Below are 21,019 nucleotides of genomic sequence, written 5' to 3'. Positions count from 1 at the left end.
TTCGGTAAGTATTTAATTCACATTAAATGCTGCAATCAGCGTATACACAGCTACATCAAATTCCTTGTTTGCACTGTACGTTTCCAGATCCTTGATAATCCTGTCATTCGCCCTTGGCTGATGAAAGAAAACCATAAAAGGTACAAACAGTTCTTCCATCTCTTCAGCCAGCTCTATCATACCGGCATGACTGCATATATCTTCCACACTGCTCTCTACCAGCTGCTGATTGCTGATCAGGTCTTCATAAATATGGAATTCGTCCTGAAACTCATCTTCTTCCACCAATAAAAATTCTTTCAGAAAATCATCCAGCTCCGGCGTAATTTTTTCATCGTGGCACTCATTGATATACAGCAGCAGGTTGAGCAATTCTGTGCCCCTGTCTATCGTTTCCTCTTCTATATCTGCCCACTCTTCTGAATCCAGGTAATCTTCTTCCAGTTTCTTTACATCGCTGGCAAAGAAATTGATCATCAGCAGATCAAAGAATACCTCTCTAAGTTCTTCAAATGCAGGATGCTCATCAAAGGCTCCATCAAACTCTTCTACCTTTTGCAAAAAGCCAAGGTCTTTACTGAACACCTCTATCAGGCGTTCTTCCAGCTGTATCGGATCTTTTCCGGCAGCAGCACCAAACTTATCCAACGACGCGATCAGCGCTGTTTTTACATGATTATCCATACACTTGTAATTGTTTGTTATTGTATACCAGTTTTACTTTACCGGTTAATTTCTTATTCATCAGTGGTGAATTTGCCGATTTGGAAAAATTACTATCAGCATTGTACAGCCATTCTTCAGCAGGATTGTACAAAGTAAAATTGGCGGCTGCACCTTCCTCAATCACGGGCACAGCAAGCCCAAGTAGTTTACGGGGGTTTACTGCTAATTTAGCCGCTATCTGCACGGCATCCAGTCCGGCTTTCAATAACAGTGGCAGTACTGTTTGCAAAGCGATGATACCATAAGCAGCAATCTCAAATTCCACATTTTTAAATTCAATTTCATACGGACGGTGTTGCGAGCTTACCGCATCAATAGTACCATCCTTTAAGCCCGCAAGCAAAGCCTTTACATCCGCTTTTCCGCGCAAAGGCGGTTTCACCTTATAATTGCTGTCAAAATCGCCCAGCAGCTCCTCGGTAAATACCAATTGGTGCGCAGCTACGTCACAGGTTATTTTCAGCCCCTCTTTTTTAGCCTTTCTGACCAACAGTACCGATCCGGCAGTAGATATGTTACTGATGTGTACCGGAGCATCATGGTAGCCTGCCAAAAATATATCCCTGCTGATGTGCATTTCTTCGGCCAACGCTGGTAAGCCTTTCATCCCCAGCAATACGCTGTTCCTGCTCTCATTGATCTGCGATTTACCAGCTATCGACTTGTTTTCAGGATATACCATCAGCAGGCCATCAAAGCCCTTGGCATACTGCAAGGCGCGGCTCATAAAGCCATCGTCCGTTATTGGCCTGCTCCCATCAGAAAATGCAACAGCTCCTGCCAGCTTCATATCATACAGTTCGGCCAGTTCCTTTCCTTCAAGGTCATGGCTTACAGCTCCTATCGGAAATATATCTACCAGGTTATTTTTCGCTTTGTTCACAATATAAGCTACTTCGGCTTTCGAGTGTATCACGGGTTTAGTTTGCGGTAAAACAGCCAGCCCCGTAAAGCCTCCTGCCTTTGCTGTTTCGGTTCCTGTGGCAATATCCTCTCTGGTTTCAAATCCCGGATCGCCTATCGCACAATTCAGGTCAAAAAAGCCCGGGGAAAGGATACACCCTTTTCCATCAATTACCTCTTCACCTTTTACGGTCAGTTTACTGCCAATTGCAGTAATCCTGCCTTGTTCTAAACGCACATCAGCTATCTGCTGATTAAACTTACTGTTGGGATCGACAATGGTTACGCCTGAGATGAGAAGATTCATGTTGTTTGTGTATTTTTTATAGGATTAAAAAATCTGATCAATAATATTTCAGTAGCTAGGAAAACAACAGCCAAAATTAGGCAAAGTTTCCATAACTCAGTAGGGTTATTTTTTAAAGCGATGTGCATAGATAGCGTATCTTTTTTTGAATTGTAAAAGGCAATATCCTGTTTGCTAAATAAAGCTTTCAATTCATTTTCAGTGGCATAATGCATATCCGATTCCGATCTGTTGTCGTTAAAAGCCACAACAGACAAAACAGTATCTGCCTGTTGTAAATTATAAAATCCAGATTTTTTTATCTGGTCGGCCACAAACAACAATGTTTTTCCAGGTGTCTGCCTGATCTCGGGGATCACCTCAGACTGAGCTGAAACCAATTTGAGCGACTGGTTGGCAGCCAGGTTTATTTTGTCATTCTGCAGCACTTCACTTTTCCCTACGGTATAATAAAAGGGCTGCTCCCTGCTACCTGAAAAGGCTATCTTAAACATCAAAGGCACAAATACCGGGTGTCTGGCCAGATTACCATCTTTACTGCTTAAAGAACTGGCAGCTAAAAACACTTTGCCTGCTCCTACATTATACTTTGCTATCAGAAATTTATTCAATGGCAGCTTCAATATATGCTCTTTATTGCTGGAACTCTGGTCTGCAAAACTAAAATAACGATTTACCTGGGGAAGGTCTATGTTTGCCGGAATATCATCAAATACATCTTTAAACAGTGAATTTTCCGACTCAATAGTACTTGCAATTGCAGGGCCCGTATTTAGTTGCTGAATTGCGGGTAAAGATAAACCAGTAAGGAAAGGATTATATACAGCAGCACTGGCTTCGAGATCAGGAAATATGAGCAATGAGCCTCCATTCTGGACATAGAGCTTTAGCTGCTGTGCCAAACCTGATGAGGGCTCTTTTAAACCATTCAGTACAATCAGGCTATACTCCGGAAAAGCAGAGTACCTGATGTTAGACTCTGGCATCTCTGTAAGTTTGAAATAAGCATCGGTAGCAAAAACCGACTTAATAGCCCTTTCAGCCAGGTCACCGTTAATACTCAGTATCTTCAGCTCAGCTGTTACCTTAAACGTAAAATTCAGCTCGTCATCAAAGGTTAGCGGAAAATCTTTAATACTCAGCACCCCTTTTTGCCATCCTGGCCCTATTCCACTAAATGAGAGTGTATCTTTTAAAGTCTTGCCAGCTGCTATTTTAACACTGCTGATGGCCTTTTGCTGGTTATTGATGCGCAGTTTTACAGGTATATCTGCTGCATCCTCATCTCCATAATTGTGCAGCTGCACAACGAACTGTTCGGCCTGATTGGGCAAATGAACAGGCGACAGGCTCCATACACTATCTACGGAAATATTGGGCAGGCTATTGGCATTTAATTTTATGAAAGAAAAACTCAGTGCAGGATTGGTTTGTATACGCTGTATGCCTACAAAGCCCTTTTGAAAATCTGACAACAAATAAGCCACTTCATTTCTGTTGGCCAAAACATCTGTTTGTAACCTGTTGATCATCTGCTGCAGCGATCTTCCGGTTGCGGATATTTTGATATCGTCCAGCATACTTATCAATTCTTCCCGGTTTACAGGCCGCTGGTGCCGTCCCTCAAAATCATTGGTCAGCAGCTTAAACTGGTCCGTCATCCCATAAGCTCCCGCTAGCTCTTTTGCTTTACGTTTTGCTTCTTCCAGCAGGTTACCTTCTTTATTCAGGGTTTCCATGCTGTAAGAATTGTCGATATAAATGCTGACCAGATTAGGGCCTGCAATTTGAGTTTTTTCGCCCGGGGAAGGTATAAAAGGTCTGGCAAAGGCCAATACCAGGAAAACAACCGCCAACACCCTGCTGCATAAAACCAACAGGTGTTTCAGTTTCTCTTTTGAGGAATTTTGTTCCTGCACTGCCCTCAGGAACTGTACATTACTAAAATAGAGCTTTTTAAATTTCCTGAAATTGAACAAGTGAATGACAATAGGAACAGCTATTGCCAGCAGGGCAAAAAGAAAACCTGGATATAGGAAATTCATTAAAAAACAAAGTTAGCAATTTACATGAATTTCTTCATAGCTGCATACAAAGTTTCATCCAGACCATAAACATCAGGTCTGAATTGTATGGTCCCGTTTTGCGACCAGGCCGTAATGTAATTGATGATCAACGGTACAGGTTTTTTCGTGCCAAACCATTTGGGCTTTAACTGAAAAATATTTAGAGTATCTGCTTTTTTAGCCAGTTTTTTCCGATATAATTCCATTTTTGTTGTATCAACAGGTGGCAGGTTCACTTCCATCCTCAACTGATCGTACTGATACTTATCCTTAACCAGCATTTCGGCAAATTCCAATGGTTTTTCTACCCTCACACAGCCATGGCTAATGGCCCTGTTGTTACGCGCAAAGGCACTTTTATTATTGGTATCGTGCAGGTAAATACTAGATCCATTATCAAATATGAATTTAAACTTACCCAGGGCATTGCCTTCGCCAGAACCTTGCTTAAACTGGAAAGGTAATTTTTCCCTTGGATATTTGTTCCACTGTATCGTATCCGGATCGGTAACCAGTTGTCCCTTATAATAAACCTTAATGTTGTTATTGGATAAATAATAAGGATCTCTGATGGCCTGCCAGTAAATTTCACTTCTGGCAATGCTCACAGGGATATTCCATATCGGGTTTACCTGAATGGAATTAAGTTTACTGTATAAAATTGGTGTTTCATGATTTTTAGGCTTATCATCAAGATTTCCTGATTTCAGGTACAACTTTATTTTTTCTGCGTAATCTTTTTCACGGGCTCCACCAACACAAACCTTCATATGGCTCAGTGTATCCTGTCCGCTAAACCAGGTTAAGGTAAAATCAGGAATGTTCACTTCAACATGTTCTTCGCCAAGATCGGGCAATTTCCACCTCAATCTTTCCATATTTACCATTACTGTTTTAAAGGCCTGTGTATCCTTTTCTCCTTTTTGAGCATAACTGAGCATGGCGTGCTGAAGCACCTTGTACTGCTCAGAAGCTGGCTGAATGTCACGCAATAGTTTTTCCAGGTTGCCGGTTGCCAGTACTGCAGTCATACTTGCACTGTCGGGTCTTTTAACAGGCACATAATACCTTGACAACAATTTACGGGGGTTTAATGCCCCATAATAAATGATATTGTTATATCTGATCAGGCTTTCGGCAGCGTTCAGCTCAAGATCGGCCACCACAGGATAAACTTCTGAAATGGATTTAAATTTATTGGCCGAAAGTTGCTCCAGTAGTGCCTTAAGTTTCTTATACCCGAACACTTCCGGATTAAAACCATGCTGTTCACTTCTGCTGATATAATTCTTAAGTGTATCCAACGCACCGTTAACAAAATATTTAGTTACCAGTCCGGGTTCGCTGTGGATACTCTTGTAATAGGCTCTAATCAACTTTGGATTGGAGAAATTACTTCCCAGTGAATCAAGATGTCTGTTAAAGATGACATTGTACTCAACTGTATCAAATTGCTTATAGAGCTTATTGTCGAAATGTTCTGCAAGTTTAAGCCCTATCTCAGGGGTATCTTTAAACCAGCTGCAGGCATGCAACATTAAACAAACAGGAATAATCAGGAATAGGGATTTCTTCAAAATAGCAGTATGGTACAATTAGCTTAATTTAATTTATGATAGAAGAGGCTGAACAAAAGAAGTGCCAATAAAAATGACTGTTCTTTCCTCTTAACAACATTACTCCGGTTTTGGGCAAACTATTTTTCATTTCATGTGTTTAGCTAAAAAATAAAAAACAAACAATGGGATTATTTAAAACAGCATTAATTGGTGCCGCAGTATACGGCATCATTAAATATGTAACCAAAAAGGACATTAATGGACGTTCTATAGCCGATGACATCCGTGATAAGGCACCTGAATGGATGGAAAAAGCTAAAAATCTAAAAGACGAGCTTAAAGTTGAGCTGGAAAAGCAGCGATATTAGGGCCATAAAATTGTATTTCATATTTCCAGGCTTCTTCTTAAATTGCAAGGCAAAGAATTAAAATGAATATGGCCATAAGAAAGGCAAAAGTGGAAGATGCGGTAATGATCAAAAATCTACTGGAACAGCTGGACTATCCTACTGCAGGTACTTTTGTAGCCGATAAGCTAGCTAAAATGCTTAGCCATACAGATCATGAGTTGCTGGTATATGAATTAAACAATAAAGTTGTAGCTTTTATATCCATCCATTTTATACCACAGATAGCCTTGGCTGGTGATTTTGCCATGATCAGTTATTTTGCTGTTGATGCAACTGTAAGAAGTAAGGGAATAGGAAAAACAATGGAAGCGTATGCTGAAGTATTGGCAAGGTCTAGAAATTGTGACCGCATGCAGTTGCACAGTAGTGCCAGAAGGGTTGCTGCGCATAAATTTTATGAGCGTCAGGGTTACCAGGAATCACCAAAGTACTTTAGTAAAAAATTATATTACAACTGAAAATTATGACAGAATCAATTAAAATAAACACCAGGGTTTGGAGATTTATAAAGGATAAGGACTCTTTTATTACCGAAGAATTTATGCGGGCTATGGGGATGAAAGAAAAAGAAGCCCTGGATATTTTACAACATTTACATGACCAAGGTTACATTACTTTAAAATGGATTGAAAAAAAAGCAAAACTTTGTTTTGTGAAGACCCTGCCGTATAATGGTGATGTAAATTAAAAATATTGGGAAATTTATACCATTTTACAGATTCTATTTATATCTTTGCAACCTCATCAAGATGCTAGCCATTATTGATAAAAGGACTTTAATAAGATTATGAACTTAATTTTGAACCATCACTTACATTTGCACCATCGCCAATTGGCGATGTATATGTAATGTTTTGTACTTCAAAACTTGTTTCCGACCTTATTTTCTTGTTCAATCAATAATTCTAAAAGCAAATTGAAAACTCTAAAAATAGCTATCCAGAAATCGGGTAGATTAAACGAAAAATCAGTAGAAATTCTTAAAAATTGTGGTTTATCATTCGAAAACTACAAAAGCTCCCTTATATCAACAGTTACTAATTTCCCTTTGGAAATTCTTTTTCTGAGAGATGATGATATTCCTGAATATGTACAGGATGGCATTGCCGACCTTGGTATTGTTGGTGAAAACGTAATTGTTGAAGCCGGTGCCGAAGTAACTTACCTGCAAAAATTGGGCTTTGGTAAATGTACCCTAAAAATTGCCATCCCTAACGAAAGCAACATTACAGGGATTGCCCAGTTAAGTGGCAAAGCCATCGCTACCTCCTACCCAGTGATCCTGGAAAAATACCTGAAAGACAATAACGTTGATGCGGAAGTCCGCACCATTTCTGGTTCCGTTGAAATTGGTCCTGGTCTGGGCCTGAGCGATGCCATCTGTGATATTGTTTCAACTGGCGGAACATTGAAAAGCAATGGGCTGAAACCTTTCTCGGAGGTGATGAAATCTGAAGCCGTTCTGATCGGTAAAGCAGGGTCGGACCTGCTGCCCGAAGTGCAGGAGCTGCTGCAAAGGATCCGTTCGGTACTGCGCGCTAAAGAGACCAAATATGTGGTACTTAACGTAGCCAGGTCTAACCTCAAAAAAGTAGTGGACCTGCTGCCAGGTGTTAAGAGCCCGACTGTTGTTCCACTGTTTGATGAAGACTGGGTAGCCGTACACTCGGTAATTGCAGAATATGATTTCTGGGAAAAGATCAATAGTCTGAAAGCTGCCGGGGCCGAAGGAATTGTAGTGATGCCAATTGAAAAAATCATCGCCTAGGCCATAGTTTTAACAAAAAAATGTCTGTTTTACCATTAACTATTAGTTAATACTAAATCATAAAACATTGAAACCCAAATTTATTTGAGCTTCATCAAAACTAAAGATATAAGAACGCGATGAAAATCTACAGTTATAAAGATTTAACTAAACAAGAAGTTGAAGAAATCTGTTTGCGACAACTGGAAGACGATGTAAACATACAGGAAAGGGTAAAATCCATCGTGGAAAGGGTAAAGATGGAGGGCGATAAGGCCTTGTTTGATTATGCACTTTCTTTTGACCAGATCCGGCTTGAAGAGCTTTTTATTGATCAGCAGGAGATCATGACCATTGCGGCTACTATTCCTGCTGAGGCTAAAGCTGCCATTGATACCGCTTACCAAAACATCAAAACCTTCCACGCTTCACAACTGCTGCAGGAAGATAAAGTAGAAACCATGCCCGGCGTAACCTGCTGGCGCGAAACCAGGGCTATTGAACGGGTTGGCCTGTATATCCCTGGTGGAACTGCAGTTTTACCAAGTACTTTCCTGATGCTGGGTATCCCGGCAGTACTGGCAGGCTGTAAAGAAATCGTGGTTTGTTCTCCACCTCAGAAAGATGGCAAAACCAATTGTTACCTGGCCTATGTAGCCACGTTACTGGGTATAGAAAGGATTTACCTGGTGGGTGGGGCGCAGGCTGTAGCGGCAATGGCTTACGGAACAGCAAGCGTGCCCAAGGTAGACAAGGTATTTGGACCCGGCAACAGGTATGTGACCCAGGCCAAGCAACTGATACAGGGAAATACCATGATTGCAATAGACATGCCTGCAGGCCCATCGGAGGTTTTGGTGCTTGCTGATGAGACTGCCATTCCGTCATACATTGCTTCTGATCTTTTAGCTCAGGCAGAACACGGCATTGATTCTCAGACTATTTTGGTTGCCACCTCAAGTAAAATCATAGATGAAACAATGGAGCAACTGGCGCTGCAACTGCAAGTACTTCCCAGGGCAGCGTTTGCGACAAAAGCCATCGAAAACTCCTATGCCGTGCTGGTGAATGACCTGGAAGAGGGCATGAAATTCAGTAATGTATATGCACCGGAACACCTTATCCTTGCTACCGATAACTGTGAGCGGCTGATCCCGCTGATCAGCAATGCCGGATCAGTATTTTTAGGAAATTTAACGCCTGAAAGTGCCGGGGATTACGCTTCGGGAACCAACCATACCCTGCCTACCAGTGGTTATGCCAGGGCCTATTCGGGGGTATCGATGGATTCATTTATGAAGAAGATCACTTTCCAGCACATTACGCCGCAGGGTTTGCGGCATATAGGAAATACCGTTGAAGTACTTGCTGCTGCTGAGGGGCTGGATGCCCACAAAAATGCAGTGAGCATTCGTTTAAAATCATTAGATTAATATTAATTGACATGGATATTAATAAATTACAAAGAGAAAACATCAGAAACCTTCGCCCCTACTCTACCGCCAGGGACGAATATAAAGGGCAGGCCAGCATATTTCTGGATGCCAATGAGAACAGTTATGGCTCTCCACGCTCTCCACGTTCTCCGGAAACAGCCTTAACGAAAGACTATAACCGCTATCCTGATCCGCTGCAGCTGGACCTGAAAGAGGCCATCAGCAAGATTAAAGGGGTGCCTATTGAAAACACTTTTTTAGGTAATGGTAGTGATGAAGCTATAGACCTCTTGTTCAGGGCTTTTTGCGAACCTGGACAGGACAATGTGGTCATCCTTCCGCCAACCTATGGCATGTATGAGGTTTCGGCAGGTATCAACAATGTGGCGATACGCAAAGTGAACCTGTTACCCAGCTTTCAGCTGGACCTGGATGGCATTGCCGAGGCCATTGATGAACATACCAAGCTGATTTTCATTTGTTCGCCAAATAACCCTACCGGAAATTCGATCGTCCGTACCGATATTGAAACCGTACTGGCCAATTTTAATGGACTGGTTGTGATTGATGAGGCCTATATCAATTATGCCAAACAGCGCACTTTTATCAAAGAGCTGACCGAATACCCTAACCTGGTGGTGCTGCAAACTTTCTCTAAAGCATGGGGACTGGCTGCACTGCGTTTAGGAATGGCCTTTGCTTCCCGCCCGGTGATTGATGTGTTGAACAAAGTGAAACCGCCATATAACATCAACCAGGCCACGCAAGACATTGCCCTGGATGCACTGAAAAACATTGAGCAGGTAAACGAATGGATAAAGGTAACCGTTGCAGAAAGGGAAAGTCTGGGGAATGCCTTGGCCGCACTGCCCATGGTCAAAAAAGTATATCCTTCGGACGCAAATTTCATACTAATTGAAGTAGATGACGCGTTGAATACCTACAATTCATTGGTAGAACATGGAATCATCATCAGGGATCGCTCTAAGGTTACGCTCTGTGAAGGTTGCCTTCGGATTACGATCGGAACTGTAGAAGAAAATAAAATATTGTTAGAAACGCTTAAAACGCTTTAACCAGTCCTTTCCAAATATGAAGAAAGTATTATTTATAGACAGGGACGGCACCCTGATCACCGAACCGGAAGATGAACAGATCGACTCTTTTGCCAAACTGGAGTTTTATCCCAGATCGCTCTATTATTTATCGAAGATAGCAAAAGAGCTGGATTACGACCTGGTGATGGTAACCAACCAGGATGGATTGGGCACAGCTTCGCATCCTGAAGAAAACTTCTGGCCGGTGCACAACTTCATTATGAAAACCTTTGAAAATGAAGGTGTCATTTTTAACGAGGTGATCATCGACAAAACCTTTGCCCATGAAAATGCGCCTACACGCAAGCCAAATACAGGTTTACTGCAACATTTTTTAGCAGAGGGCTATGATCTGGCGAATTCATTTGTGATAGGCGACCGCATCAATGATGTGATTCTGGCTAAAAACCTGGGTGCAAAGGCCATCTGGCTGCGCAACAACGACCTGCTTGGTGCCAATGAAGTATTGGAAAAAGCGGACACGCTGGAGAACATCATCGCTCTGCAAACACAGGACTGGGTAGATATTTACACCTTTTTAAGGGCAGGCAGCCGGACCGTACATCATGAGCGCAATACCAATGAAACGAAGATCAGCATTGACATTGACCTGGATGGTACCGGAAAGGCAGAGATCCGTACCGGACTGAATTTTTTTGACCACATGCTGGACCAGATTGCCCGTCACGGCAGCATTGACCTACGCATTAAAACCGATGGCGACCTGCATATTGACGAGCACCATACCATTGAGGATACGGGCATTGCCTTAGGGGAGGCTTTCGCAAAAGCCATTGGCAACAAACTTGGGCTGGAACGCTATGGCTTTTGTTTGCCCATGGATGATTGCCTGGCACAGGCAGCCATTGATTTTGGTGGCCGTGCCTGGATAGTATGGGATGCAGAATTTAAGCGGGAAAAGGTAGGCGATATGCCTACAGAAATGTTTTATCATTTCTTTAAATCCTTTAGCGATGCGGCCAGATGCAACCTGAACATCAAAGCAGAAGGAGATAATGAACATCATAAAATTGAAGCTATATTTAAAGCCTTTGCCAAGGCGATTAAAGTCGCAATTAAACGCGACCCGGATAAATTAGTCTTACCAAGTACCAAAGGGTTATTGTAATGATTGGAATTGTAAATTATGGCGCCGGTAACATCTTTTCGTTAACTTCAGCATTAGACCGGCTGGCCCTGCCCTATGGTATGGTAAACACCGAGGCCGATCTGGATAAATATACCCATATCATTATCCCTGGGGTCGGGCACGCGGGTACTGCCATGAAAAAACTGGAGCAAACTGGACTGGTTGCACCTATAAAGGCTTTAAAAAAGCCTGTACTGGGTATTTGCGTGGGTATGCAATTGTTAACCGAGCATTCTGAAGAAGGTGATGCTGTTTTAATGGACATTGTGCCGGTAAAAACGAGGTTATTTGATAAGAATCAAGGGATTAAGATTCCGCATATGGGCTGGAACAACATCAGTCCGAAAAACAATTTGCTCTTTGAAGGTGTTGAAGAAGGGACACAATTTTACTTTGTGCATTCGTACTTTATTGAATATAACGCTACTTTTGACATCGCGACTGCAAATTACGGAATACCCTTTTCTGCAGCTGTGCAAAAAGATAATTTCTATGGCGTGCAATTTCATCCGGAGAAATCTGGTGCCGCCGGGGAGCGTTTATTAAAGAATTTTTCAAACTTAAAACAGTAAAATGTACATTATTCCTGCAATTGATATTTTAGATGGAAAGGTAGTCCGCTTAACAGAAGGCGATTATAACCAGAAAACAGTATACGATGTTTCCATCGCTGAAATGATAGAGACCTACCGGTCTAATGGTACAGAGTTTATACATATCATTGATTTAAATGGTGCTAAAGGAGATTTCAGCAACCAGAAAGCCTTATTTGAAGTGATCAAAAAAACCGATATGCGGGTACAGTATGGCGGTGGAATCCGAACCATTAAACAGGTAACGGATTTGCTGGATGCCGGTATCCACCGTGTAATTGTTGGCACACAGGCGATCACCAATCCTGATTTTTTACAGGAGCTGAGCAAGGAAGTAGGCAAAAAATACGACTATGCCAATCGCATTGTAATCGCCATTGATGTATTGGACGAGGTCATCAAATACTCGGGATGGATGGAAAGCTCGCCAATTAAACTGATGGACTATGTTGACAAATGCCTGCAATTGGGCTTTTTCAGGTTCCTGTGTACCGATATCAACAAAGATGGCAAACTTGGCGGAGCAGCGGTAGAACTCTATAAAAAACTATTGGAACACTCTCCTTTCATTAAACTGATTGCTTCCGGTGGTGTAAGCTCTATGAAGGATATTGAAGAACTCGACAAATATGACATCCGTTCGGTAGTGGTTGGAAAGGCTATTTACGAGAACAGAATTACCATAGACCAGATCAAGGAGTGGAATTTAAAACAAATGACTTCCCTGTAAGCTGATGTTAAGTAAACGTATCATTCCATGCCTGGATGTAAAAGACGGACGGACGGTTAAGGGGGTAAATTTTGTAGACTTAAAAGATGCCGGTGATCCGGTTGAACTGGCCTGGCAATATGCCCAACAGGGTGCCGATGAACTTGTTTTTTTAGACATTACAGCTACCCATGAACGCCGGGGCACCACAATAGAGATGGTAAAATCAGTTGCGCGTCAGCTAAACATTCCCTTTACCATTGGCGGAGGCATTACAACTGTAGCCGATGCAGAAGCTTTACTAAATGCAGGGGCCGATAAGATCAGCATCAACTCTGCAGCAGTACGAAACCCTTTGTTAATTGAAGAACTGGCAAAAGCTTTTGGGGTACAGTTTGTAGTGGTTGCCGTAGATACCAAACTTATAGAAGGCCGCAATATGGTGCATTTAAACGGTGGCAGGCTGCTCACCGAACTGGAAACGGAAAACTGGATATTGAGGGCTGAAGGTTTGGGTGCGGGCGAGATCTTACTGACCTCGATGGACCATGATGGTACAAAGAATGGCTTTGATTGTTTATTGCTGGATAAGGTGGCCCGTTCTATCAACATACCCGTCATTGCCTCAGGTGGTGCAGGAAAAATGGAACATTTTACGGAAGTATTTTTAGAAACGGGTGTAGATGCGGCCCTGGCAGCTTCGGTTTTCCACTTTGGTGAAATCCCGATTCCGGATCTGAAAAAAGAATTAAAAAAACACAACATACCGGTAAGGTTATGAATATAGATTTCGAAAAAACACAGGGTTTAGTACCTGTAATAATACAGGATGTACAAACCCTGGAAGTGTTAATGCTGGGGTACATGAACCTGGAAGCCTGGGAAAAAACACTTGCAGAAGGCAAGGTAACCTTCTTTTCGCGTAGCAAAAACAGGCTTTGGACCAAAGGTGAAGAAAGCGGTAACTTCCTTTTTGTAAAGGAAACACATATCGACTGTGACAACGATACAATATTGATTAAAGCATCGCCTGTTGGCCCTACCTGTCACACCGGCTCCCGCAGCTGCTTTAAAACCAATTATAACCAGAACTTTATTTTTGAACTGGAGCAGATCATCAAAGACAGGTATGACCACCCTTCAGAGGAATCTTATGTGAATAAGCTGCGCAGCAAAGGCCTCAATAAAATTGCCCAGAAAGTTGGTGAAGAAGGGGTAGAAACTGTAATTGCTGCATTGAACGAAACAGATGCCGATTTTGTAAATGAAAGTTCCGACCTGGTATTTCACCTGCTGGTATTGCTGAAGGAAAAAGGCAACACCCTTGCCGATATTGGATTAAACCTGGAAGGCAGACATAAAAAGTAAGTGTATCAATGATCACCCACCTCCACACCCTTAGCGGGCATCAAAACCCTATCTATGCCTTGGCCAATGCGGCTGAGGAAAATGCATTTTATAGTGCAGGGAATGACAAAGGTGTGGTAGAATGGTCGCTGACCAGCATGGGTTTTGTAAAAGTACTGGCACCGGTACAAAGCTCGGTATATGCCCTGCACCGGCACAGCAACTTCCTGTTTATTGCACAAAGAAGTGGAGTGATCCTGGTATTTGATCTGCTGCTGGAAAAGACCATTGCAACGCTAAATCACCATCAAAAGGGTGTTTTTGACATCAAGACCATTAGCCATAAAAATGAGTTGCTCAGCACCGGAGAAGATGGAACAGTTGCCGTATGGTCGTTAAAAGACCTTTCTTTACTGTATCACTTCCAGGTGATACAAAACACTGTGCGGGTAATTGCCATCAGTAATGATGAAAAAGAAGTGGCCCTGGGCTGCAAGGATGGTATGATCAGGATTTACAATTCGGAAGATTACGGACTGATTACAGAACTGGAAGCACATACTTTACCTATAACTTCACTTCAGTACGATCCAACCTCGACTTACCTTATCTCGGGCAGCAGAGATGCACAGTTAAAGGTTTGGCACCTGCCCGACTACAGTCCCGGACCTGCGATCCCTGCCCACATGTTCGGGATTTACAGCATTGCTTTCCACCCTTCTGCACCCTTTTTCGCCACCTGTAGTCAGGATAAAAGCATCAAGCTTTGGGACAGCAAAAACTTTAAGCTTTACAAAATATTAAGCCTTGAAAAGAATACACCCGGGCATTTCCACTCCATTAACAAGCTGATCTGGAGCAATGATGGCCGCTACCTGATCTCTACCGGCGATGACCGGCAGGTGATGGTTTGGGAATTTAATCCTTAAATCCTACTTCACAATAATCCGTTTCATACCTTCCCTTCCATAAAATACCGGGAAATACATCATTTCTGCCTTAGCGGGGTTTAAATTATAATTGCCCGAATACCTGGGCATCAGTTGTACTGCAAAACGATATTTCCCTTTTTTCAGCTTGGTACAGAAAACGGATGTTTTGTGCTTAAAGTATTCCCGATGCGTTTCAACATCCCAAAAACTTTGCATTTTTTGCTCATAAGAACAGCCTGCCGGGATTGGGATCTCTATCATTACATAATCTGCATCGGCACGTACCTCAACTTCAACCTGCAATGTAGCCAGCGTTCCTGCTTTTAGTTTGCCAACTTCAGCTCCCTGCTGCTCAAACCATGACTTCACACCAAAATCTTTACTTACCTTTTTGGGTTGCGGATTGTTGAACTGCTGATATGCCGTGAAATAAACTGGTGCATCACCCTTTTTCCCCAGAGTTAAAGCCTCGGGTGCCACTAACCTGCTGAATGGAAAACTGGTAATGGTTTCTGTTTGGTTAAAGACAATGGAAGCAGGTTCCGGCTTTTTACCGGGGCTTCTCATCAGTTCCGGCAATATGGTTTCCAGGATTAAAGAAGACTCATAAGTATTGCGCCATTGCCCGTCCCTTCTCTGCTCCAGAAAGTAACGCTGAATACGGTCCAGTTCGTCCCTATATCCACCATTGGCTTTCAGGATCTGGTAAGCCAGCAGGGTATTCTGAATGCTGTTGTCCCAAAAGTGGTTCCCCTCTTCTCCCCAGTAACTGTTGCCAAACATGGTCTCATTTTTTAAACCCAACAGCCATTTTATATCTACCGCCATACCAGCCAGTTGTTTCAATTGCATCAGTTGCAGCTTTTCATTTAAGGATTGTTTACCCAAAGGCGGAATATCTGAATTGGCCTTTCTTTCTTTTGAATGCTTTGCTTCTAATGCAGCCCTTTCTTTTTCAATAGTTGTTATCCAGTCCTTCAAATCATGTTTTTCATTTAAAAGATGGAGCAGTTTTACCCCATAAACCTGATCAAAATGAATACCGACCGCCATTTTATTAAGCAGGTAACGATAAAGCTTGTTTTTATCCAGCACAACGGCATAGCCCTGTTTTTGTGCTTCAAGCAAACTTTCTACAACATGCAAGCTAATCCAGAGTTCTTCACCGCTGTTTTGCCACCAACCCCAGGTACCTTCCGGACTTTTGTTGTCCTGCAGCTTTTTAATCAGGTATTTGATGTTCTTTTCTTCTTTAAAATCTTCGCCAAGATATTTTCTTACTGACTTTTCAAGCAACAGGGCTTTCAGTTTAGAGGCCATCTGTTCATTGCACAGGTATTCGTACCTGCGCAGCTTCTCCATCTCATCCAGCAGTGTCGGGAATAAGGAAGCCTCGGCCCTTAAAGTAACTTTACCCAAGGTAGCATCAAATTTATAAGTAATGGAAGTATCGCGGGTCAGTGCATTAAAGAAACCTTTGGTTTCGGTAACGCCGGTCTGGAACAAAGGGATTTTACGGATCTCTCCATCAAAATAACCATTCTCCTGTTTCATTGTATACTCGAAAGTCAGGCTGTCGGCTACATTGATGTGGTCTGCCTGTACTTTTAAACCTACGCCTTTGGCTACAATAGCTACCGTATCAATCTTTGCATTTCTAAAGGTAAGCCTGCTGTTCAGCAGTTCTGCACCATTATAACTGAATTTGCGGGTCACATTTTCATCCGTATTGCTGTAATTCATCAGTTTACCAATCACATTGATGCTGTCGCCCGCAAGGGCAAATAATGGCGAAACAAAATTGGCACTTAAAACTTTAAAAGATTTGATAGCTGTTTCGGCAATGCCACCTTGTTTACGGCCGTTCATGGCAATCAGTTTGGTGGTCCAGTTCGTAATGTCGTCCGGGAATTTAACGGTAAAACTTGCTTTTCCCTCAGCATCTGTAAACAATTGAGGCTGCCAGATGGCATAATCGGAAAAATTGGTACGCATGGTTTGCTGCTGCTGCACTAGTTCGCCAGCCGCATTTGCAGCGGTAAGGCCACCTTTGGTTTTGATAATGATAACTCCATTTGCAGCCCGGGCACCATAAATGGCTGTCGCAGATGCATCCTTAAGTACATTCATGGCCTCAATTGTCGACGGATCAAGGCTGTTCACATCACCATCAAATGGTAAACCATCTATCAGGATCATTGGCTTTTTGTCGGCAGGCAATGAGCTTGTACCCCTGATCATAACCTGCTGCTCCGCACCCGGAACTGCAATACCAGCCACCCTACCCGAAAGTCTGCCGGCCAGGGCACCCGATAAAGCAACCTCCCTTAGTGTGCTGACTGCGCCCGTTAAATTCTGTTTTTTCTGTACCCCATAACCTACCACTACAACTTCTTCCAAAGCAGAAGTGGCTGCATCCAGTTTAATGTCGCCTACATCAGTATTCACAACATTGACCTCTCTTGTATCATAACCTATCATAGAGACCAGCACTTTTCCTTTTTTAGGGCTTTTAAGTACAAAGCGGCCTTCAACGTCTGTACGGGTCATATAATTTGCCCCTTTTATTTTCACTACCGCCCCCTGAACTGGTCGCTTATCACCGGCATCAATTACCCTGCCGCTCATTTTACCGGTCAGGATCGACTCATCAAAATATTGCCCATTGATATCTTCCAGTATTTTTTGCTGTACATTTTCGGGTCTTTTACTGTTCCGGCCAATGTTTACAGATTTTATGTGCTGGTCTATTTTTTTGCTCAGGTCATCCGCCTTAAGTATTTTCATGTCCTTCCACTCAAAATAATTGATACCGCCGGCATGGATGACCACCCCTTCTGCAACAAAATAACGGTTGTCCTTAAACAGATAAATGATGCGGTATTTACCGCTTTCCAGTGCATTAAAATAGCCTGTATTGCCAGGATAAATTTGTAAAAAATCGGGCTGATCAGATTTATAAATGATGATATTTTTTAAGTAAGGCATCGCTTTTGAAATACTGGTATCCAGTTTCATTACCAAACGGCCAAAATCTTTATTATTTCCATAACTGTAGCCGTTATTAAATAGTGGTATGGTACTGCTGCGCAGGTCAAGGTAAGCATTCCAGAGGCTGTCTATCTCACCTTTTTTTAAGGGATATTCCTTATAATCAGTGGTTCCTGTAGTTGTATTCATGGAGGTATTAAAACCATACGGGCTGGTGTACGATTTTTGTTTGAGCAATCCGGGTAAAAAGGTATAAGTATAACCTGGTTCCTTTAAAAAATTCTGATTAAGTCCGCCCGATTTAAACTCGAGCAGATTTTCGGCAAATGGGCCCACGAGTAAAGTATTCCCCTGATTTACCGGTGTCAGACCTTCCTGCCAGCGCTGCTGCATGCCTGCATTTGCAGAAACATCCGGAAGGTTCAGCAAATGTTCGGTATTACCTGCAGTAAGGATCGCTTTTTCACCACCAAAATTATTCTCAATACGCAGCATGTAATCGGTCAGAAATGCAGCTTCCTGACTGGTCATGGTATAAGGGGCCGTGCTTACCTTTGCCTTGGTATTTTGCAAATCGGCAGCCACACTTAAAATTGTCTTTTTACCTTTCGGCAATTCAAAATCGTCCAGACTAACCGTGTACCAGGCTGTACGCATACGGATATTATGCCTGCCCGGATTAACGCTGAAAGCATAACGCTGCAATTGACTGGCCTGACTAAAATATACCGGACGATCGTCAATGTACAGCACATGCACCGGCTCAATGTTCCCGTTTCTGACTACAAAGGGGGCCACAATAGCACTATCAGAGCCATCACCATTTTCCATTATGGCATACAGGTCTTTCGTCCGACTAAACTTATAATATTCAATCGTGTCTAGGTTCAGCTCCCGCCCCCATTTTTCCCAATCAAGAGGCAGCTGGCCCGATAAACTCAAGTCTTCAGCCGCAAATTTCTGGTTTAACTTACGGGCAAAAAAACTTTTTCCAAAGTAGGGCAGGTTCACCCTGTAGCCATTCTTAAACTTTGAGGTATAGGCGTAGGCCGTAACGTCTGTTGCCGCAATGGGTAGGTTGTTCTGGTCGGTAACTTTGACCTGCATGTTTACCGTTTGGCCTGGATACACCACTTCTGGGGCCAAAAGTTTAACATTTAAAATATGAGGTCTGTAAAAAGCGCTGGTTTCGGTACTTTGTTCTTCTTCATCCCAGATGTAATTCAATTTTACATGCGCTGCCTTTACCGAACTGTGTTTGATCAGGGTATCCAAACGGGTGGTATAACCTTTTAACAATACCTTATTACCTGAAAAAATGCTGTACCAGAAAGGCACCTTATGTTCATTGCTTACAGATACAGCTAGAGAATCTTTGCTTTGCACAGCACTCACACTGATTGCGGGTTTCAAATGCTCCAGATAAATGGTCTGCCGGTATCCATCAGCCATTTTAACAGCATAGTCGCTGCCCCTGTAATTCATTTTTATAGTTGCCGGAAGCATTATTTTTATAGAATCGGTAGCCTCACCATAAGGATAATCCATAGAAATGACCGCCTCTTGCCTGACCGATTTGCCCTTAACCAGATAATCCAGACGCAAGCTGTCCTTTTGAAATTCAAATTTAATGCTGCGGTCTTTAACCAAATATTTTAATGATTTACTGGCCGTACGACGTTCATTGTTACTGTTTAAAAAGGTAAAATGGGCAGAAAAGCTAAGGTCCGCCTTTGGAAAAATACTGTCCGGCAACATCAACCTGGTTTCACCAACAGGGTCAAGCACCACATTGGTTTTCCACAAAGTATCCTTTACAAAGACCTTTCGGTCATAAAAAACTGAAGCATTATTGGTACTCACTACCACTTCTACCCGACCATCCGGAACGGCAAGCTCATTTTCATCCCTGGCTTTCATAAACAGGGTAACCGGACTTCCCGGACTATGTTCTTCTCTGTCGCTCCTCACCATAAAATTAACCGACTTCAGTTCATAATCTTCATAACGGAAATTGCCCTGGTAAACCATTTTCCATTCCTTTCCCTGCTGTTCTTTCAAAACGATACGGTAGTTTCTGTCCAGTTTAAGTTGCAAACTGTCAGTCAGTGCAAAACTGTATGTATATCCTCCATCGCGATAAGGCTTTAAAGTGGTCAGTAGTATTCCCTCTCCTTTAAAATCTTTATCAAGTATAACCCTTAAAGGTTTATTCTGAATGCTTTTGCCAGTGGCTGTAACCAGGTAGGTTTTAAACTTAACCGAATCCAAAGGTTTATACATAGGTTTGTTAAACACCATATAACCTGTATATTTTGGTTTTTCTACCTTACCATACCGGTTACGGCTATATCGTTTAGGGTTAAAGAGTTTTTTAAAGAAAGAAGGATTATTGTACGAACGGTATGGTCTTTCTTTTTCTTCTTCATCGTAAGTAAAATAATTGCTTACGCCATTATATTTAACAGTAATTACCGCAAGTTTTGCCACCGATCCGGTACTATACAAACCCGCCTGCTCATTAAATTTAATGCTCCTGCCCCTTCCTACCCTAACCGTAGCATCTTTAATCAGGTTGCCCTTCAAATTAGTAAGGCTAAACTGAAAATCTTTTCTGTTATTGATGAACTGGAGATTTACATTATTTTCCGGTCCAAGCCGGTAAAACAGTTCGTTTTTAACTGCCCTTACATAAAGGTAATTACCATAAGGAAGCTTCCGGGTGTAGGGTTTATTGTTCGCATTGTAAAAAGTATCAACAAGCGTATGAAAAAAGCTATCGTTTATAATGCTTTTCGTTTTAGAAGCTATATTAAAAGCTTCCTGATCTGTCAGTTTGTAAATAAAAGTATAGGGGCCAGAGTGGGAGCTGACAGTTAATCTTTTCTGTGCGAAGCTAAAGTTAAAGGCCAGCGCAACAATCAGAATTGAGCGTAAAAGATGCTTCATATCATTGTATTTATAATATGGATGCAACAAAGCAGCAATTCCATAAAAATAAATACAATTTAACCTATCTGATAATTATTTCCAAATAATTTAAATG

General features: G+C 42.2%; 17 protein-coding genes. 12 read left to right on the top strand and 5 right to left on the bottom strand.

The features are described 5' to 3' along the window. Positions 1–12: 12 nt before the first annotated feature. The 4 genes from HDC92_RS15420 to HDC92_RS15405 are packed head-to-tail and all read right to left on the bottom strand — an operon-like array spanning position 13 to position 5,579. Positions 13–684 (bottom strand): hypothetical protein, encoded by a 672-nt coding sequence (locus tag HDC92_RS15420; RefSeq protein ID WP_015808988.1) that lies wholly within the window; start codon positions 682–684, stop codon positions 13–15. Next, positions 677–1,936: a dihydroorotase gene (locus HDC92_RS15415; RefSeq protein WP_183875772.1), complete on the bottom strand. Its 1,260-nt coding sequence runs from the start codon at positions 1,934–1,936 to the stop codon at positions 677–679. Before HDC92_RS15415 ends, HDC92_RS15420 begins: the two co-directional genes overlap by 8 nt. Next, the gene (locus HDC92_RS15410) at positions 1,933–3,981 is read right to left on the bottom strand and encodes a BatA domain-containing protein (RefSeq protein ID WP_183875770.1); all 2,049 of its coding nucleotides are present in this window, start codon (positions 3,979–3,981) and stop codon (positions 1,933–1,935) included. The genes HDC92_RS15415 and HDC92_RS15410 overlap by 4 nt, the downstream gene beginning before the upstream one ends. Positions 3,982–4,001: 20 nt before the next feature. Then, positions 4,002–5,579 (bottom strand): L,D-transpeptidase family protein, encoded by a 1,578-nt coding sequence (locus tag HDC92_RS15405; RefSeq protein ID WP_255484547.1) that lies wholly within the window; start codon positions 5,577–5,579, stop codon positions 4,002–4,004. A gap of 164 nt (positions 5,580–5,743) precedes the next feature. Between HDC92_RS15405 and HDC92_RS15400 the strand changes: the two genes are divergently transcribed. The 12 genes from HDC92_RS15400 (at position 5,744) to HDC92_RS15345 (ending at position 14,979) form a co-directional block, all read left to right on the top strand. Next, positions 5,744–5,929 carry a hypothetical protein gene (locus HDC92_RS15400; RefSeq protein ID WP_015808992.1) on the top strand — a complete coding sequence of 62 codons (186 nt, stop codon included), beginning with the start codon at positions 5,744–5,746 and terminating at the stop codon, positions 5,927–5,929. A 68-nt stretch (positions 5,930–5,997) separates the two neighbouring features. Beyond that, the gene (locus HDC92_RS15395; RefSeq protein ID WP_255484546.1) at positions 5,998–6,429 is read left to right on the top strand and encodes a GNAT family N-acetyltransferase; all 432 of its coding nucleotides are present in this window, start codon (positions 5,998–6,000) and stop codon (positions 6,427–6,429) included. 5 nt (positions 6,430–6,434) lie between these two features. Further along, positions 6,435–6,659, top strand: coding sequence for a hypothetical protein (locus HDC92_RS15390; RefSeq protein ID WP_015808994.1), 225 nt, complete (start codon positions 6,435–6,437; stop codon positions 6,657–6,659). A 228-nt stretch (positions 6,660–6,887) separates the two neighbouring features. Continuing rightward, positions 6,888–7,739 (top strand): ATP phosphoribosyltransferase, encoded by an 852-nt coding sequence (gene hisG, locus HDC92_RS15385; protein ID WP_015808995.1) that lies wholly within the window; start codon positions 6,888–6,890, stop codon positions 7,737–7,739. Between the two features lie 119 nt (positions 7,740–7,858). Beyond that, positions 7,859–9,151, top strand: a complete 1,293-nt coding sequence (gene hisD, locus HDC92_RS15380) for a histidinol dehydrogenase (RefSeq protein WP_183875767.1) — start codon at positions 7,859–7,861, stop codon at positions 9,149–9,151. Between the two features lie 11 nt (positions 9,152–9,162). Next, positions 9,163–10,230 carry a histidinol-phosphate transaminase gene (gene hisC / locus HDC92_RS15375; protein WP_015808997.1) on the top strand — a complete coding sequence of 356 codons (1,068 nt, stop codon included), beginning with the start codon at positions 9,163–9,165 and terminating at the stop codon, positions 10,228–10,230. A gap of 16 nt (positions 10,231–10,246) precedes the next feature. After that, positions 10,247–11,380, top strand: coding sequence for a bifunctional histidinol-phosphatase/imidazoleglycerol-phosphate dehydratase HisB (gene hisB, locus HDC92_RS15370; RefSeq protein WP_183875765.1), 1,134 nt, complete (start codon positions 10,247–10,249; stop codon positions 11,378–11,380). Further along, the gene (gene hisH, locus HDC92_RS15365; protein ID WP_183875763.1) at positions 11,380–11,973 is read left to right on the top strand and encodes an imidazole glycerol phosphate synthase subunit HisH; all 594 of its coding nucleotides are present in this window, start codon (positions 11,380–11,382) and stop codon (positions 11,971–11,973) included. Before hisB ends, hisH begins: the two co-directional genes overlap by 1 nt. A 1-nt stretch (position 11,974) precedes the next feature. Next, on the top strand, positions 11,975–12,724 hold the full coding sequence (hisA, locus tag HDC92_RS15360; protein WP_015809000.1) for a 1-(5-phosphoribosyl)-5-[(5-phosphoribosylamino)methylideneamino]imidazole-4-carboxamide isomerase: 750 nt from the start codon (positions 11,975–11,977) through the stop codon (positions 12,722–12,724). Positions 12,725–12,728: 4 nt separating this feature from the next. Then, positions 12,729–13,484, top strand: coding sequence for an imidazole glycerol phosphate synthase subunit HisF (hisF, locus tag HDC92_RS15355; protein WP_015809001.1), 756 nt, complete (start codon positions 12,729–12,731; stop codon positions 13,482–13,484). Then, the gene (gene hisIE, locus HDC92_RS15350) at positions 13,481–14,071 is read left to right on the top strand and encodes a bifunctional phosphoribosyl-AMP cyclohydrolase/phosphoribosyl-ATP diphosphatase HisIE (RefSeq protein ID WP_183875760.1); all 591 of its coding nucleotides are present in this window, start codon (positions 13,481–13,483) and stop codon (positions 14,069–14,071) included. Before hisF ends, hisIE begins: the two co-directional genes overlap by 4 nt. 8 nt (positions 14,072–14,079) lie before the next feature. Further along, the gene (locus tag HDC92_RS15345; protein ID WP_183875758.1) at positions 14,080–14,979 is read left to right on the top strand and encodes a WD40 repeat domain-containing protein; all 900 of its coding nucleotides are present in this window, start codon (positions 14,080–14,082) and stop codon (positions 14,977–14,979) included. Between the two features lie 3 nt (positions 14,980–14,982). Here HDC92_RS15345 and HDC92_RS15340 read toward each other — a convergent pair whose 3' ends face one another. Further along, complete coding sequence (locus HDC92_RS15340; protein ID WP_183875756.1) at positions 14,983–20,922, bottom strand: carboxypeptidase-like regulatory domain-containing protein; 5,940 nt, start codon at positions 20,920–20,922, stop codon at positions 14,983–14,985. Positions 20,923–21,019: the final 97 nt, after the last annotated feature.

Origin of the sequence: Pedobacter sp. AK017, assembly GCF_014200825.1 — a bacterium.
Taxonomy (GTDB): Bacteria; Bacteroidota; Bacteroidia; order Sphingobacteriales; family Sphingobacteriaceae; genus Pedobacter; species Pedobacter heparinus.
The sequence above is the reverse complement of the archived record's forward strand: the minus strand, read 5'-3'. Positions and strand labels throughout refer to the sequence as shown.

What these genes read in the sequence shown, in the direction of transcription:
- HDC92_RS15400 (WP_015808992.1), top strand. Translation starts at nt 5,744, where the DNA reads ATGGGATTATTTAAAACAGCATTAATTGGTGCCGCAGTATACGGCATC.
- hisB (WP_183875765.1), top strand. Translation starts at nt 10,247, where the DNA reads ATGAAGAAAGTATTATTTATAGACAGGGACGGCACCCTGATCACCGAA.
- HDC92_RS15420 (WP_015808988.1), bottom strand. Translation starts at nt 684, where the DNA reads ATGGATAATCATGTAAAAACAGCGCTGATCGCGTCGTTGGATAAGTTT.
- HDC92_RS15390 (WP_015808994.1), top strand. Translation starts at nt 6,435, where the DNA reads ATGACAGAATCAATTAAAATAAACACCAGGGTTTGGAGATTTATAAAG.
- HDC92_RS15415 (WP_183875772.1), bottom strand. Translation starts at nt 1,936, where the DNA reads ATGAATCTTCTCATCTCAGGCGTAACCATTGTCGATCCCAACAGTAAG.
- hisA (WP_015809000.1), top strand. Translation starts at nt 11,975, where the DNA reads ATGTACATTATTCCTGCAATTGATATTTTAGATGGAAAGGTAGTCCGC.
- hisD (WP_183875767.1), top strand. Translation starts at nt 7,859, where the DNA reads ATGAAAATCTACAGTTATAAAGATTTAACTAAACAAGAAGTTGAAGAA.
- hisC (WP_015808997.1), top strand. Translation starts at nt 9,163, where the DNA reads ATGGATATTAATAAATTACAAAGAGAAAACATCAGAAACCTTCGCCCC.
- hisH (WP_183875763.1), top strand. Translation starts at nt 11,380, where the DNA reads ATGATTGGAATTGTAAATTATGGCGCCGGTAACATCTTTTCGTTAACT.
- HDC92_RS15340 (WP_183875756.1), bottom strand. Translation starts at nt 20,922, where the DNA reads ATGAAGCATCTTTTACGCTCAATTCTGATTGTTGCGCTGGCCTTTAAC.
- HDC92_RS15395 (WP_255484546.1), top strand. Translation starts at nt 5,998, where the DNA reads ATGGCCATAAGAAAGGCAAAAGTGGAAGATGCGGTAATGATCAAAAAT.
- hisIE (WP_183875760.1), top strand. Translation starts at nt 13,481, where the DNA reads ATGAATATAGATTTCGAAAAAACACAGGGTTTAGTACCTGTAATAATA.
- hisF (WP_015809001.1), top strand. Translation starts at nt 12,729, where the DNA reads ATGTTAAGTAAACGTATCATTCCATGCCTGGATGTAAAAGACGGACGG.
- HDC92_RS15410 (WP_183875770.1), bottom strand. Translation starts at nt 3,981, where the DNA reads ATGAATTTCCTATATCCAGGTTTTCTTTTTGCCCTGCTGGCAATAGCT.
- HDC92_RS15345 (WP_183875758.1), top strand. Translation starts at nt 14,080, where the DNA reads ATGATCACCCACCTCCACACCCTTAGCGGGCATCAAAACCCTATCTAT.